Raw genomic sequence first — 15,020 nt, 5'->3', positions numbered from 1 at the left:
GCCCGGCGTGGCCTCCCTTGGGGGGCGGCGCCGGGCGCGGTGCGTTATCAGCGCCAGGCCTGGTCGGACTCCTCCCAGAGACGGTGCAACTGGCGGTCCTGGGTGATGTCGTAGAGCCGGTGGCGCCGGTCGAGGCGCGCGCCGCCATCACGGGTCAGCGGTGAGAAGCCGATGCCCATGTGACCCCGGGTGGAGGTGGTGAAGAAGGCGTCCAGCGGTAGGGAGACGTAGATGCCCTTGTCGAAGCTGCCTTCGCCATAGTCGTCGCCGGCGTCGGTGAAGGTGGCCCAAGCGCCGACGATGGCGCCGGAGTCGAACTCCCGCGAGAGGTCGAGCGTGCCGCCATAGTCCCCGGCGAGATAGCGGCCGACGCTGACCTGGGCGAGCACGTCCTCGATGCCGGTCTGCACGTAGGTGCTCAGGTGCCCCGTCCAGGTCTCGTAGTCGCGCAGGTCGAAGCGCTGGTCGAAGGCCCGCTGCTTGACGTAGTTGAGGTCCAGGCCGACCGCCACCGGGCTGTTGAAGGGGCGATAGAGCAGCTCGCCCCCCGCGCCGGCATACATCATCTCCAGCAGCCCGCCGTAGCCCATGGCGAACCAGTTGTCGTCCAGGCGCGCGGTGCGGGTGTACTGCAGCTTGGTGAGGCCCAGTTCGCCCTCGTCGAGGTAGTCACCGATGTAGGTGCGCACCCGCGGGAGGTCGGAGTCGGCGATGTAGTCGTAGTCGTCGAGGTTGTCGAGCACGGTCCAGCCGAGCTCGCCGGAGAACCAGCCGTTGGCATCGGTGAAGTACTCACCGCTGGCGCGCAGCTGCACCTGGTACAGGTAGCCGTCGGGCCCGCCGAGGTTCTGGTTCAGGCCCGGGGAGAAGCGATAGGCCCAGCGCTCGGGGTCGGTCTCCACCAGGGTCCTGCCGCCCCGGGCGGGGCCGGTGGCCGCCTGGCTATAGAGGCTGTGGCGATATAGCGACTCTTGCTCGCTGGAGGCCGCGGCATCCACGAAGGCCTCCCGTGGATGCACGTCGTCGCGCAGGTAGAGGCCCTGGGAGTACCAGCGGTAGCGGAACGCCTCGACGTCGGCATCGGCGTGGTTGTGGAGGATGCGATTGGCGCGTCCTGCCGTCTTGGCCAGTGAACGGAAGCGGGTTGCTTCCCCTTCGATCACCAGTTCATCGTCCTGGTCGACGATGCGCAGGGCACGCAGGCCGGCGTTGTTGCGCAGCTGGCGATGCGCCGCGAGCCAGTCCCCTTCGGGCGGCGTGCCGGGCTCGTTGAGTTCCACCGGCGGGGCGTCGCGCTTGACCTGGCGCAGCTCGGCGAGGTTGGTGGCAAAGCCGATGCTGGCCATGGCGGTGTTGCCGCGCTGCCAGCCCAGCCCCAGGGTGAGGCTGTCGGTAAGCCGATAGCGTGCCCCGACGTTGAAGGGGGAGTCGCTGGTGACCGGTGAACCGGCGGGTTCATTCTCGTAGTCGTTGCCTTCATATTCCAGCTGCAGGGTGAGGGGCTCCCAGGGGGTCTGGTACTCCACGCCGGCGAAGACGGCTGCCGGGCCGCGAAACAGCTGGTTCAGTGCAAATTCCCCGCCCTGGTCGCCCCCCGCGCGACCGGGGCGGTCATCGAAGCGCTCGTCGAGCCAGCCGAGGGGGGAGTCGATGTCGCCACGCCCGCCCAGGTAGCCCCAGCCAAGCCCGAGGCTGACGTCGATATCATGCCAGCGCTTGCTGGCGACCAGGTACTCGCCGCCGAACAGCGAGGTGCCGCCGGCATCGCGCAGGCCCACGGCGATCTCCGGCCAATAGCGGCTCTCCTGCTTGAGCCGGAACTTGGCATCCATGCCCTTGTCGAGGTAGTCCCGGTCGCCGGCGATGGCCTGGCCGTAGAGGCGATCCTCGATCTCCACGTAGCGCAGGGTGAACTCGAACCAGTCCAGCGGCTGCAGGCTGAGGTTGTAGCGTTGGAAGGGCTCGGTACGGCTGAGCGAGAAGGAGAGCTCACCGGCCGGGGCCATGCGCGCGGTGGGGGTCTGCATCAGGCCCACGCCGCCGAAGTCGCTCTGCGAGGTGCCAAGCCCCGGGGCGCCATCCAGCCCCCAGGCGGGGGTGGCCAGGGGGAGGACGAAGTGGCCGGCAGCGAGCAGGGCGCCGATCAGGGCTTGCCGCCCGATGAGGGAGTGCGAGTTCAGGGCTGTAAAGGGCATCACGGTGATGATTCGTCGGTGGCGTGGGGAATGGCGTGAAGCGTGCAGCGGTCACCCGGCAGGCGTGTGGCAAGGTAGCGGGGCAGGCTGGCGTCGATCCACTCGGCGCTTCCCAGGGCGTCGTCTGCCGTGAACGACTCGGGCAGGCGCTGCACGATGCGACTGCCGGGGGTGACCTCGACGGGCTCCTGGTTCCAGGCGGCGATGCCGACTTCGCTGACCCGGCCCAGCGGAGAGATGCGCCAGGCGCTATCGACCTGACGCTGTGCGCGCCCTTGGGAGGCGCTATCCAGGGCCTGGGCGACCGTCATGCCTGCCTGGTGCGTGAGGCGAGTCACCCCGCCGATATGCCAGACCTCCACCCAGCTCGGTGGCTCGCAGCCGCCGAAATGGGCCAGGCTAGCGAGCGACGGGTTGTGACGCGGCGCGGCGACCAGGGCGGTAATATCGATGCGCCCCGGGGTGCGGGCGTGCTCCGGGGCCTGGCGATAGGCGGCAATCTGCTGCTCCCAGCGCGTAAAAGCATGAGCCCAGGGCAGTTCGCCGCGCTCGGCGGCATGGCGAGCGGCCAGTCCCAGCTCGGCGTGCAGTTCACGGCCCTGCTGGCGGTGGCGGTCGACGTCCTCCGCGCGTTGATGAAAGGCATATCCGGCAGCGGGGAGGGCAGGCTGCTCGAGCCAGGCATCGCGCAGCGTGGTTTCGGCCTGGCTCGAGAGGGGCAGCATGGCCAGGCCGAGCAGCAGCAGGCGAGCTGGCCGCAAGCCAGTGAAGGAAGAAATGCGGGGAATCATCCTTGGCGGACTCCTTGTCCCGTTGGCCTGGTCAGGTGGGGGGTATCAGCTTTCCCACCAGGGGCGAGCCACCTGCCATTCGATTGTCTGCGCATCGGGCCAGGGCTCGAGTTCGCCCGCCCAGATCCGCTTGCTGACGGGGTGGCGCCACAGGGTGTTATGGCTGGTGCCGGCGTCCTGCCACTCCACCCGCTCGTCGCAGCGCTCCAGCTCCAGCTCGATCAGCGGCAGCTCCAGCGGGGCCGGCGCGTGACACTCCAGGGTGGCTTGGCCGATGGCCAGGTGGTCGAACCCTTCGGCGTCCTCCCAATGGGCGCGAACGCGGTAGTGGCTGCCTTCCTGGGGAGGGCTGGCGTAATTCAGCGACAGCAGGTTGGACGTGAAGCCTGCGGTGCTGGCCGGCCACCCCTGATCAAGCGTCAGGGTGGCCCGGTCCCGTGCCTGCCACAGGGTGGTATCGCCGCCGGCCTCGCCGTTGTGGTAGGCCAGCACCAGCAACGAACGGTTGCCCTCCATTTCGGCCACTAGTGAGGCGAAGGGGAGCTCACGCGCTCGTTCGCGATGGGTTGCCTCGCCATCCCCCAGGGCATCCTGCAGGGTACGGCCGGCGAGCGTAGAGCCGAACTGACTGCAGCCGGCGATGGGTAGTGCGAACAGGGCCACCAACAGCGGGCCCTGCCAGTGCCGTACGCCGGCGCCCATCAGATGGTACCTGTGGTGCCAGTCGTCCCCGTGGTGCCGGTCGTTCCGGTAGTGCCGGTGGTGCCGGTCGTCCCCGTGGTGCCGTCGTCGTCGTCATCGGAGTCATCGTCCGAATCGTCGTCGTCCGAATCGTCGCCGTCGTCCGAATCGTCGCCGTCGTCCGAATCGTCGCCGTCATCCTGATCGCCATCGGAATCGTCGTCCTGATCCGAATCGTCGTCATCCGGATCACCGGGCGAGGTGGGATCGTCGTCGGAGCTGTCGCCGGGGTTCACCCCGGATGAGCTGCTGTCGCTCGACATGACGCCGGCAAGAATGCCGATACCCGCCGCGGTACCCAGCACGGTGCCCGCAATACCGGCCGTGGACATGCCGGCCGCGCCACTGCCGGCCGCCCCCCCGCTGATGCCGGCCGCGCCGCCTGCGCCGCCTGCGCCGCCGCTCCCCGCAGCGCCTGCGCCTCCGGCGCCTTCTTCCAGCAGGGCGCCGCCGGCTTCATCCTCGGTGTTGGACTGTTGCTGAGCCAGGGCCAGTGGCGACGCCAGCATGGCCGTGGCGATGAAGACTGCGAGCGGTTTCTTGCGCATGCCGAGATCCCTCCGTGGTGATGCCTGCAGTGGCCAGATCCAAGTCGAGCTTGACGAAATGGCCGAGATGTTAAACTCTGTAACTATGTTACATCGTGTATTTGGATGCCGCTATTCAATCTAATGCCTCACGATGCTTATTTCCTGTGAAGCTTATGCGTCAACCGGGTCAGATATCAAATCCTCTAGGCCAGTCCATGACCCTGACAGCAATGGGATGCGGCTATTGATGTAACTCATTGTTGAGACTGAAAAAGACGAAGCGGTGTAGCGATGAACAAGATGAATAATACCATACCTCAGGTGGCCCGCTCCCCTCGTGATATTCGTCATACGATGTTACGGGCCAACCGCTTCATGGGTCTTCACCAGGCCTGGTGGGGCCTGGCGCTGACGCCACCCGCGCTCTACCTGGGTGACATGCTGGCCATTGGCGACTGGCGCTGGTGGTGGCCCCTGGCGGCCTTCCTGGTCGCATGGGCTGGCGTGGAGCTGTGCTTCCTCCCAAGGCGCCTGGTGATTCACAAGCTGGCCGACAAGGAGAGTCACGCCGAGGCGGTGCGACTGGCCTGGATGCAGGGGCTGTCGATTCGCGAGGTGATGGCGCCGCGCGGTCATCGGTTTCACTAAGCGAGACAAGCGGCCTCTCCGATAACCGCGTGCATGCTTGCGGGCCGCGTGTGCGCTTGCGCGCGGCTTCTCACTATCTCCTCCAGCGAGCTCCTCCAGCTATTTCCACCGGCTATTTCCTCCAGCTATTTATACCCATCGTCTCCTCTAACCGTCCCTTCGTTCCTGGATTCATAGAATAACCGCAGCGCGTTGATCAGGGCGGTGAGCTGCTTGCTTCCTGGTGCCTTGTGTCTGGAGCCTGGAGCCTGGTGTCGGGCGAGATCTGGCAGCGCGTTCCCGGCCGGTGGCATGGGCACCAAGGGGGGGGGAGGCCTGAGGTGACCCCTGCCAGAGCTGGACAGATGGCGCGACTCGGCATGCGTCTGATGCTTGGCGAGGTAGTACTTGCATAAGCATTCAGGGAGCATATTTTTCATTAGCCAAATATTAATATAAATGTTTTTTTCTGCATGGGCTTAATGCTCAGGGTTTATTGCTAGGTAGGGCGGATATCCGGCGGTAATCTTCCGGCTAAAATGTAACAATTGGTATCGAAAAACAAAATAAATTTGTTGCACAGCAGGAGGTTCGTCAATGGCCGAGTTATCGATCCCGGATCTTTTGTATGGCGAAAGCATGAATAATAAACGTCATTTCAAGCCAAAGAAGTGGCGTGTCAGAGTGCTGGCCCAGCACGAAGTGCCGGATTACGCTCCAGCCCTGAGAAAGCTGGCCCATGCCGAGCAGGCCCGTCAGGATGGAAAGCTTCTTGATGGGGTTGATATTGATGAGTATATCGAAAAGCTCGAGGGGAAAGCAGAGCTGGCAGTACTGGAAGTCGAGGGAAAGTGCTGTGGGTTTTGCGCATTTTATACCTATGATCCTACGCTCGATGAAGCTTTTATTGCCCTGTTTCTGGTGGCCCCCGAGGTCCAGAGAAACGGTATGGCCCGTGGCATCCTTGAGTCGGTGGCGGCATCAGCGCTGCAGAAGGGGTTTCGATACCTGGCATTGAGAGTTCGCGAGGACAACGACCAGGCGATTCAATTTTATCTGTCTCAGGGGTTTCTCATGGCTGGACAGCATGGCAAGGATTATGCGATGCGGCTGGAAATGACCGCGCTTTCGGTGGGGTAGCGCTCGGTATCTTGAGGTGTTCTTCGACATGACACCGTCAGGATCAGGATATTTGAGGAGGGAGCGAGATGGACATGCAGACCAGCCCCCATGAGTTCGAGAAACAGATCAACGAGAAAGGGTGGGTTGTCTGGGAGAATGCCCTTGATCAGGCGTTTACCAGAGAGTTGCGGAAAGATTGCCTGAGGTGGATCGAGGTCTGCAAAGGGTATCAGATACGCAATGGCGTGAATGATAGCGGCGATGGCACGGCTCACCACTGCCTTGGGGCGGGTGACAGCATTGACCGTTTCATCGACATGCACCTGTTTCATCTCTACATATCGCGCTTCTTCGGAGATGAGCCCTATATTTGCAATTCCCTGACCCCCATAGGTGGGTTCCCCGGGCAAACGACTTATGTGCACAAGTTGCATCGGGATGTCCGTACGCTGATCCCCGGGTACCCGCTCAAGCTTAACATGCTGGTGATGTGCGACGATTTCACTCAGGAGAATGGCACACTGGTCCTTTCGGGGTCGCATAACCGGCCAGATATGCCCAGCGATGAGGAGTTTGAACGTCTGCATGAGCGTATCATGGGGCCAGCGGGTTCCGTGGTCCTGTTCAATTCTACCCTGTGGCATAAGGGGGCTCATATCCCAGGCACGCGACCTCGCGTTGCGCTTACGGTGGGATATGGCCGCGCCTATTTGAAGCCTGCCATGGATTATGCCCGTATGCTTGGCGAGGAGTATGGCAAAACACTCTCACCGCTGACACGCCAGGTGCTGGGCTATAATTCACGGGTTCCGGTCAGCCTGGATGAATGGTATCGACCAGCGGACGAGCGACTTTATCACGCTAACCAAGGCTGACATTATGCTCGAGCATGGCTTCCTGGAGAGTGTTTCCCGTGACGTAGGGGGAGCCTTCTATATATTCGATGAGGCGGTGTTTCGTCACAATTATCTGGCATTCCGGGATCGCCTCAGGTCCTATTGGCCCGGGACCGATGTGGCCTACGCGATGAAAGCCAATTACATGCCGGCGATCCTCAGCGCCATGGCGTGCATGCAGGGGCAAGTAGAGGCGGTGTCACGCTTCGAGTACGAGGTGGCGAGTCTGTTCTTGCCGGGCGAGCGGATCATTTTCAATGGCCCCTTGAAACGGGAGTCTGATATGCGGCTGGCGCTCGATGCTGGCAGCATCATTCATCTGGACTCTTTCAAGGAAATCGATTTTCTGCGCACCTTGTCTTGTGACTATCTACGGTTACCTGTGGGCCTCAGGCTCTGCTTTCCCTCTTCGCAACTCTCCAGCCGGTTCGGTTTCGAGGTAGAGACTGAAGAGTTGGAACGCGCATTGGAGCAGCTCGGCACCATCGAGGGAGTGGAGCTTGTCTCCCTGCATTGCCATGCTACCTGCAGGTCGCTGGGTGTCGAGGACCATGTTAACCGTGTGCGCCAGTTGTGCGAACTGTCACGTAGCCTACTGCCGCATCATCCGATCGATACGATCAATATCGGGGGAGGGCTCTTGGGCGAGATGCCTGCCTTCCTCAAGTCCCAGTTCCCTTTCCCGGTAGCTTCGCTGGATGAATATGCCGATGCGATTGGCGCCGCCTTTCTGCGCTACCGCCCGTCGCCCATCACTCGGCTGGTGGTAGAACCCGGGGTTTCGATGGTGGGTAATACCATGTGCCTGGTCGCCAGGGTCATGGAGGTCAGGCAGCGGCGCCGGGGGTGGCAGGCGTTATTGGATACGAGCATCAACAGCGTGAACCCCACCGGTTCGAGCATCCAGCCCCTTGTCCATGCCGTCCTGGGTCGGCCTGAACGGGAATTGCATCGTCGACTGTTCCAACTGGTGGGTCATACCTGCATGGAGCATGACGTCATAGGTGAATCGCTCATCGCCGACCTCGAGGAGGGCGACTTTATCGTCGTGGAGAACCGTGGGGCCTACTCCCTGAACTATACCCCCCCGTTCATTGTGCCCGCTCCAGCGGTGGTTGACCGCAAGGGCAAGGTGCTGAAGTGGGCGGATGATACAGAGCATGTTCTGGCGAGTTACTGCACTTCTCACCCGGATTCCTACCTGGAGCGTCACCATGAACATTCTCTTCACCTGTGCGGGAAGGCGTAACTATCTGATCGGCTACTTCAGGGAGGCCTTGGGTGGGCGAGGCAAGCTGCTGGCAGGGGATTGCAGTCCTGATGCCGTGGCGCTCAGGGAAGCGGATCAGGGATTCGTCCTGCCCGCCGTACAGGATCGGAATTACCTTCCGGCGCTACTGAACCTTTGCGTGGAACAGGATGTCGAGTTGCTCGTGCCACTTAATGACCATGAGTTGCCGATACTGGCTCAGGCTCGATCCTTGTTCAGCCGCATTGGCACGGAGGTGCTGGTCTCCACACCAGAGGTGATTGACCTGGCAGCCGACAAGTTGGCCACGGAGCGGTTTGCCGCATGGCTGGGGCTGAGAGGGACACGAAGTTACTCGACGCTAGCGTCTGCGCGGCAAGCTCTTGATAACGGCGTGATACGTTTTCCCCTTATCGTCAAGCCTCGTTGGGGAACGGCCTCATTGGGGGTCGAGAGAGTGGATGATCACGAAACCCTGGAATTGGTCTGGCGGCTGTTGATGAAAAAGCTCGGTCATTTCGGGCTTCACCAGGGACGCTTTCCCGGCGATGGGATACTGATACAGAGTATGCTTCCTGGGCAAGAGTATGGGTTGGATATCGTCAACGACCTGGCTGGCAATTATCGCGCTACCTTTGTAAAGCGCAAGTTGTCGATGCGTGCCGGGGAAACGGAGCGCGCGATGGCCGTGCTCATGCCAGAACTGGTAGCGGTAGGGAGGCTCATCGGTAGGACCCTACGCCATCGGGGGAATCTGGATTGTGATGTTTACTTCGATGGCCAGCATGTCTATCTACTGGAATTGAATCCGCGATTCGGTGGCGGATATCCCTTCAGCGCTGAGGCGGGCGCCAAGGTGCCTTCCGCGCTGATTGCCTGGCTGCGTGGTGAGGAACCTGAAAGTAGCTGGGCAACCATTCGCAGCGGTGCCACCTATGGCAAGTGTGATCGCTTGGTTTGCGTGGATCGTCACGGCGGCAGTAGCGCCATACCGGCACTGATGGAGGAGGCGCCCCTCGCGGCTCACAACTGATCCTGATCGTGCAGTTGGTGGGCGAAGCAGGGCGGTGAGGCAGGCTCCAGGTCTGCCACATCTTCGTCGTGTAGGGCCTGCAGCACGCTTTCCCTGAGAATCGGTAGATGCGACGACTGGATATTCCGGGTGGCGGTCAACAGTGTCAGCCGGCCTCGTCGAGCATATCGCATCAGCGGGATCAGGTTATCCGGTGCATCACGGAGCTCTCCCCGATAGCGGGCGGCAAATACCGCTTCGCTGATTTCGCCGAGATGATACTGGCGGCGCAGTGCAGGCGAAGGACTGGCATCCCGGTACCAGTCGGTGAGCGCCAGGGTTTCGCGGGCCTTGCCGCGGGGCCATAGACGATCGACCAGCACACGGGCGCCGTCACTGGCATCACTTGGGCTATAGACGCGTTTCAATTCAATGTCATAGGGCATGACGTGCGATCCTTGCCGGCATTATGCACCCCAGTCTCTCCATATCCGCCCTCTCAGGCAACTGCCTGAGTGTCCTGGGCGCCTCGCGGCGATGAATGTCGCTCCCACAACATGATCCAGCTATGTGGCCCTGTGGGAGCGAACGGTTCGACGCCTCGACTTGCTTCGCGATCCGGTGCGCAGCGGCGGTGGCATTGCCCCGGGCGCCTGACGGCGCCATCGCGATCTAAAGATCGCTCCCACAACATGATCCAGCTATATGGCCCTGTGGGAGCGAACGGTTCGACGCCTCGACTTGCTTCGCGATCCGGCGCGCAGCGGCGGTGGCATTGCCCCGGGCGCCTGACGGCGCCATCGCGACATGAATGTCGCTCCCACAGTATGGCCTGGGGTTGTCCTGGGCGCTGAGTCGCAGCAGCGGGCAGTAAAGCGCCAGATCATCGATAAGTGATGGTGCCCGTTTATATATAGATTCCCGCGGGATGACTTGGTTGATGCAAGCGAGTGAGGTACTACACTCCATAGTAATTCGCAGGTTTTGCGAATTTAAACAGACAATAACCAAGTTTCTCATCATACCGTAGCACCAGATCTTCGCGGGGGCTCCAATGGTCAATGATCCCAACTCTCGTCACGTCAAACCTCATGAACTCGACCTGAGCGCGGTAGGGCCGTCGACTTTCGCGCCCAATGCCCGCCTGGCATTACACCGTCGCGATTACGAGCAGCCGTTGACTTACCGCTACGACGATGGCGGTCAGCTGCAGGCGGTTCGCTCCATTGGCAAGGTCCGGTTACGCGTTCAGGATGGCTCGGGGAAGCCGCAGGCAGGGGCGCGCATGCAGTTGCGAGTGATGCAATTGAACGAGACCGTCAACGAACGTACCGTTACGGCCGGCCCCACCGGCTATATCAGCACTGACCTGCTCGATGAGGCCACTGACGATACCCGCATCGCGGTTACCCCGACGGCCGACGGTCAGCCACAGGATGAGGCCACTCATGTATTCGATGTTGGTACCGGTGACCTGAGCCGGGGGAGAGTGATCACGGTCGCTGACAATATTGATCGCTGGATACCTGAGGGTCGACTGGAAAGTGGCACTTTCCTCACGCCACCGGATACGACCGATGTCGCGAATGCTCCAGAACTGTTCAGCCCACAAGTGATCAACAAGGATGGCAATTGTGCGCTGGATTTCACGGCCAGCGTCGAGACACGTCAGTTCTACTTCAACCAGATCGTCCGAGTGGGAGAGCCGGAGTTGGGCCAGCGGGTCGCACTCGAAGAGATGGTTCAGGAGCGTCAGCCGATCACCGGCCCGATATCCTACGACTGGTCGACGGCGAACGAAAAGAGTGTCACTCAGCCATCCTCGCCCACCCTTGGCCGCCTTAACGTCTACAAGCAATCCTGGACCCGAGTAGGACATGGCTTGGGCCAGCTGTTGTACTCGCTGGCATTGGCGCCTTGTGAAGAGACCAAGATCGCCATGATCGAATGGGCGAGAGAGGAGCGCGCTCGTCGCAGTGAGCGAGCGAGAGCGCGCGAAAGCCTCCAGCATGACATGCATCGGGATCGCGCCATCGAGGAAATCGTCGAGGGCACGGTCGATGAGGTGCAGCGGGGTAGCAGCAGCAGCGTGCAAGGCGGCGGTGGTATCACCGGTGGTCTGGCCGGCATTGCCAAGGGGGTGCTGGGTTCTGTCGGGCTTAGCCTGGGAGGTAGTGCCGCCAGTTCGAGCAGCTTCAGTAGTGGCCACCGCGAGATCACGGCGAACACCCTGCAGAGCCTGATGGATAGCGTCGAGCAGCGCAGCACGCGGGTGCGTTCGCAACGTTCGATGGTGGTAACTCAGAGTCAGCAGGCCGAAACCGAGGATATTCGCACGCGTATCGTGCGCAATCACAACCGCAATCACGCGATGACGGTCGAGTACTTTCAAGTGCTCGAGCATTATAATGTGCAAACCGAGCTGGTGGATCAGGTTGATGTACTACTGATTCCCTACGAAGTGCCGACATCGCTTTGGGGTGACATCCCCGGATTCAGCAGTTTCGATCCGTTGGCCGCGATGCGGACATTGCAAGTGCGCTTGAGTGATAGCGGTGCGGAGGTGGTCAGCAAGATGACCAGCGCGCATTGGGGGTTGACGGTTTACAACAATCATAACGGGACCAATATCGAACGCTCAATCTACATGATGCGCGCGGTCGATGAAGCGATGGCACGTGGTCTGGAAACGCTGACGACGCCGAATGAAGTCGCCGAGCATGCCGATATGATCGGCTATGATGCTTGGGTTCGATACACCCATAAGGTCGAGAATGTTCTGGTTCGTGAAGCGGGGTTCGCCTCGCATGAGGTCAATGTCGCTGAGGACGGCGGGGTCTCGGTAAAGGATTACTGGTTAGGAACCAACGTCGATCCCGATGGCACCTATTCGGACGATACCATCAACCGCCAGAATGTCCAAAGGATCGTGCGGCAGGTAATCAACAACTCCACGGGGGGCTTGAGCTGGGTCCAGAGTTTCGCACAATCGTCGCTGATAAGTTGGATAGACCGCTATTCTGATCGCCTGCGGGAGCTGGTGCCTTCCCAATATCAAGCCGGTCTCGATGCCTTGTACCGCCTGGTGCATACGCCGGAAATCTACGAGGAGACACGTCCTGAAATCACCGTGTCACGCTGGACGGTCGAGTTGCGTGAGCCGTGGCGGGCGGGGGTGTCACTCTTGGTGCATACCAGTGAAGGGCAAACCGTTACGCTGCAGCATGATGATTCGCGTGAGGCCTCGGCGGTTAGTGTGTTTACCTCACAGCCGGTTCCGATCGCTACCATTAGGGGCATCGAGGTCCTGTTCTCACCGAAGAAGGCCGTGGAATCCGAAATGGTCGGGGTCGGCAAGACCATTGACAATGTCGGAGACGTGGCGAGAGAGGTAGCTGAATTCTTTGGCGGGAGCGATGATACGCCGTTCAAGGAGCGTGTCACCGAGGTGCAGAAATACACCATGACACGACTGCGGGTCACCGCCCATACGGATCCCAGTGACGTACTCCCCCGGCAGCGCAGCATCGAGCTGATTGATGAAGTCGGCTTGAGTGAAACCCTGAAAGGCGACAATCCTGCCTATGCGATCGACAGTCTCAACCCCGTGCGTCCGGATATCATCCAGACCCGTACGCGGCGTTACCAGGATTACAGTGCCCTCGAAGAATTGGCCCAGCACATAAAATCCAATCGCATGGCCTATCTGCGCGCACTTTGGTTGGGTGAGGATCCTGATCGTCGTGCCTTGCGCCTCGAACACTTCAGTTACCCCTATGATGACGGCCGTAACGGCGTACAGAATGTTCCCCTGTTGCAGCTGATCGAGAATCGCGCCGTGGGGGTCATGGGCAATCTGGTGGCGTTCCCGCTTCAAGTGCAGGGTCAGCGCCTGCAAGCCGAGGAGAGCATTGCCGCCGCGTCCTACCTGACACTGGACGAGATGCGGACGCAAAAACTGATCAGCCTGCCCACACGCGGTGTTTACGCCGAGACCCTGCTGTCCAAATGCAATGCCACCGAGGTACGCGATGTCGATCGCATGATCGATCCTGCCCAGCAATGCCAGGGGTCGGCCCCGGATATCTCCGGCGTATCCCCCGGCAGCCGGGCGCGGGATATCGTTCCGCAAGGCGCTTCCGTGCCGGCCTCCTCGATCAATATCCAGAGCGCCCCGCCGGCGCCGGCCCCGAGCGGCCTGTCCGCGATGCTCAATGCCTTGTCCACCGGTGGCATATTCCGTGATATGTCGCTCGGTAGCGAGACCGTCGATGCCGCCCGGCAGCTGGCCAGTCGGGCCATGCAGGAATCCGGGGCGGCCCAACGTTCCAGCTTGCAGGCGCTGACCAGCTTGCTGGGGCAGGCCGAACAGCAGGCGGCGTCGGATGCGCAGAATGCCTCCTCAGCGGATCAGGCAGAAGCCAGCCGGGCCGCGCAACAGCGATTGGCACAGGCGCGCCAGATGGCGGAAGACCAGGCCAACCAGGCCCATCGCCAATCGGATCCGGTGCAAAACCGCGATCATCAGCAAAACCTCGATGATGCGCGCTCGAAGGGTGCCATCAGTGAAGAGCAGTATCAGCGCAGTTCGGCCCGCCTGCATAATGCCGATGAAACCCCGCAGCCAAGCCGTGATTTTCCCTCGGTGAAAGAGCTCAACGTCGAGGTCGGCGAAGAGTGGGCGCGTGGCAGGATCCTGCTGGCCGATTTTGGCGTGGGCTCCAGCGACCTGACACAAGCGCACAAGGATTATCTAGGCAACCAGCTGGCCCCCAATCTGGGCGACGAGGGCCGGATCCGGTTGATCGAGGGGCACACCAGCGAGACCGGCAGCACCAGCAGCAACCAGGCCCTGTCCGAGCAGAGGGCACAATCGGTTCGCGATCACCTGGTGGATACTATCGGGATCCCGGACCATCGTATTCTCGAGGTGACCGGGGTGGGGGAAACTGACCCGATCGATGCCGAGGGGCCGTTGGAAGATCCGGCTGAGCGAAGTGTCGTGGTGGCGTATGAAGCCTTTACCCCGGTGCCTGTGATCAAGCGTCCGCAAGTGCCGGTGCGTGATCCTGGCGGGGATAAATTCACCAAATGGCAGTTGCGGCTCCAGTTTCAGCATAATGATTCACTAGAGACGCTATTCGGCATGTCGCCGATGGATCTCCCCAAAGAGTTGTTGAAAGCCAAATCGATCAAGTTCGAGTTGCGCAATCGCACACAAAGCGATGCCCAGACGGTGAAGGGGCAGATTGTATATCGTGGCCTTAGCTTCGGTATCTGGCTCAGCCAGCCGCCGTCCCAGAACTCCAGCTGGACACCGTGGATCGATTTCGAAAGCGAGAGCCCGATGAGTGCAATGGAGTGGCATGGCACCATGGGTGATGTCCAGCTTGGCACAGGCTCTGCGGGCGACTTCACCTCCGGGGTACAGGCTGTAGTGCTACGGTTGTCGCCGATGATCAACGAGATTCAGACCCAGGCCCGTTTGACGAGTGACGACAAGGCAATCGGGATACAGGCCAGCACGTCCTTGCTGACCCCTCTACCGGCTCAGATGTGGCTCACTGACCCCAAGCCGAAGATGAAGCCGAAAGCGCAAGACTGGGGGTGGGAATGGAGCCCGTTCTAGCGTCAGCTTCAGGGGAGCTAAGGCTCGGACGTTGCCACTCCCTCAGCAGCAAAGAGGGTGTGTGACAGGACGCCGAGAGACCCCTGAACGCGGTGGGGCCCTACTCCGATGGGGTGTTGCGGACCGGGAGGAGGGCCCCACTGCCGTGATGAGCAGCCGATGCGAAAAGGCAGCGTGTCGCTTGCGCGGTGTGTCTCTCACCGGGTTCTGCCCGCTTACTGTCGATTG

Annotated in this window: 11 protein-coding genes; 6 read left to right on the top strand and 5 right to left on the bottom strand. The window is 61.3% G+C overall.

All coding sequences use genetic code 11. From position 1 onward, the window contains the following. Positions 1 to 47: 47 nt before the first annotated feature. From P8934_RS11135 to P8934_RS11120, 4 genes are read right to left on the bottom strand one after another with little or no spacing between them, the layout of a single operon-like run. Positions 48 to 2,195 (bottom strand): YjbH domain-containing protein, encoded by a 2,148-nt coding sequence (locus tag P8934_RS11135; RefSeq protein ID WP_278034030.1) that lies wholly within the window; start codon positions 2,193 to 2,195, stop codon positions 48 to 50. Continuing rightward, positions 2,195 to 2,986, bottom strand: a complete 792-nt coding sequence (locus tag P8934_RS11130; protein ID WP_278031090.1) for a capsule biosynthesis GfcC family protein — start codon at positions 2,984 to 2,986, stop codon at positions 2,195 to 2,197. Before P8934_RS11130 ends, P8934_RS11135 begins: the two co-directional genes overlap by 1 nt. A gap of 45 nt (positions 2,987 to 3,031) precedes the next feature. Continuing rightward, positions 3,032 to 3,688, bottom strand: a complete 657-nt coding sequence (locus tag P8934_RS11125; protein ID WP_278031089.1) for a YjbF family lipoprotein — start codon at positions 3,686 to 3,688, stop codon at positions 3,032 to 3,034. Then, positions 3,688 to 4,275 (bottom strand): hypothetical protein, encoded by a 588-nt coding sequence (locus P8934_RS11120; RefSeq protein ID WP_278031088.1) that lies wholly within the window; start codon positions 4,273 to 4,275, stop codon positions 3,688 to 3,690. Before P8934_RS11120 ends, P8934_RS11125 begins: the two co-directional genes overlap by 1 nt. A 336-nt stretch (positions 4,276 to 4,611) precedes the next feature. On the opposite strand from P8934_RS11120, the gene P8934_RS11115 reads away from it, so the two are divergent. The 5 genes from P8934_RS11115 to P8934_RS11095 all read left to right on the top strand — a co-directional run bounded on the left by P8934_RS11115 (position 4,612) and on the right by P8934_RS11095 (position 9,184). Next, positions 4,612 to 4,905, top strand: a complete 294-nt coding sequence (locus P8934_RS11115; RefSeq protein WP_278031087.1) for a hypothetical protein — start codon at positions 4,612 to 4,614, stop codon at positions 4,903 to 4,905. A 576-nt stretch (positions 4,906 to 5,481) separates the two neighbouring features. Next, the gene (locus P8934_RS11110) at positions 5,482 to 6,024 is read left to right on the top strand and encodes a GNAT family N-acetyltransferase (RefSeq protein WP_278031086.1); all 543 of its coding nucleotides are present in this window, start codon (positions 5,482 to 5,484) and stop codon (positions 6,022 to 6,024) included. A gap of 68 nt (positions 6,025 to 6,092) precedes the next feature. Beyond that, positions 6,093 to 6,881 (top strand): phytanoyl-CoA dioxygenase family protein, encoded by a 789-nt coding sequence (locus P8934_RS11105; RefSeq protein WP_278031085.1) that lies wholly within the window; start codon positions 6,093 to 6,095, stop codon positions 6,879 to 6,881. Next, the gene (locus P8934_RS11100) at positions 6,829 to 8,151 is read left to right on the top strand and encodes a hypothetical protein (protein WP_278031084.1); all 1,323 of its coding nucleotides are present in this window, start codon (positions 6,829 to 6,831) and stop codon (positions 8,149 to 8,151) included. Before P8934_RS11105 ends, P8934_RS11100 begins: the two co-directional genes overlap by 53 nt. Then, positions 8,117 to 9,184: an ATP-grasp domain-containing protein gene (locus P8934_RS11095; protein ID WP_278031083.1), complete on the top strand. Its 1,068-nt coding sequence runs from the start codon at positions 8,117 to 8,119 to the stop codon at positions 9,182 to 9,184. Before P8934_RS11100 ends, P8934_RS11095 begins: the two co-directional genes overlap by 35 nt. Here P8934_RS11095 and P8934_RS11090 read toward each other — a convergent pair. Then, positions 9,175 to 9,609 carry a DUF488 family protein gene (locus P8934_RS11090; protein WP_278031082.1) on the bottom strand — a complete coding sequence of 145 codons (435 nt, stop codon included), beginning with the start codon at positions 9,607 to 9,609 and terminating at the stop codon, positions 9,175 to 9,177. The genes P8934_RS11095 and P8934_RS11090 overlap by 10 nt on opposite strands. 608 nt (positions 9,610 to 10,217) lie before the next feature. On the opposite strand from P8934_RS11090, the gene P8934_RS11085 reads away from it, so the two are divergent. Next, positions 10,218 to 14,792, top strand: coding sequence for an OmpA family protein (locus P8934_RS11085; protein WP_278031081.1), 4,575 nt, complete (start codon positions 10,218 to 10,220; stop codon positions 14,790 to 14,792). The last annotated feature ends 228 nt before the right edge of the window (positions 14,793 to 15,020 follow it).

The organism is Halomonas sp. CKK8, from assembly GCF_029625235.1.
In the GTDB taxonomy this organism is placed as follows: Bacteria; Pseudomonadota; Gammaproteobacteria; order Pseudomonadales; family Halomonadaceae; genus Halomonas; species Halomonas ventosae.
The sequence above is the reverse complement of the archived record's forward strand: the minus strand, read 5'-3'. Positions and strand labels throughout refer to the sequence as shown.

Coding starts and splice junctions, on each gene's coding strand:
- P8934_RS11130 (WP_278031090.1), bottom strand. CDS start 2,986: ATGATTCCCCGCATTTCTTCCTTCACTGGCTTGCGGCCAGCTCGCCTG.
- P8934_RS11100 (WP_278031084.1), top strand. CDS start 6,829: ATGAATGGTATCGACCAGCGGACGAGCGACTTTATCACGCTAACCAAG.
- P8934_RS11090 (WP_278031082.1), bottom strand. CDS start 9,609: ATGCCCTATGACATTGAATTGAAACGCGTCTATAGCCCAAGTGATGCC.
- P8934_RS11095 (WP_278031083.1), top strand. CDS start 8,117: ATGAACATTCTCTTCACCTGTGCGGGAAGGCGTAACTATCTGATCGGC.
- P8934_RS11085 (WP_278031081.1), top strand. CDS start 10,218: ATGGTCAATGATCCCAACTCTCGTCACGTCAAACCTCATGAACTCGAC.
- P8934_RS11105 (WP_278031085.1), top strand. CDS start 6,093: ATGGACATGCAGACCAGCCCCCATGAGTTCGAGAAACAGATCAACGAG.
- P8934_RS11115 (WP_278031087.1), top strand. CDS start 4,612: ATGTTACGGGCCAACCGCTTCATGGGTCTTCACCAGGCCTGGTGGGGC.
- P8934_RS11120 (WP_278031088.1), bottom strand. CDS start 4,275: ATGCGCAAGAAACCGCTCGCAGTCTTCATCGCCACGGCCATGCTGGCG.
- P8934_RS11125 (WP_278031089.1), bottom strand. CDS start 3,688: ATGGGCGCCGGCGTACGGCACTGGCAGGGCCCGCTGTTGGTGGCCCTG.
- P8934_RS11110 (WP_278031086.1), top strand. CDS start 5,482: ATGGCCGAGTTATCGATCCCGGATCTTTTGTATGGCGAAAGCATGAAT.
- P8934_RS11135 (WP_278034030.1), bottom strand. CDS start 2,195: ATGCCCTTTACAGCCCTGAACTCGCACTCCCTCATCGGGCGGCAAGCC.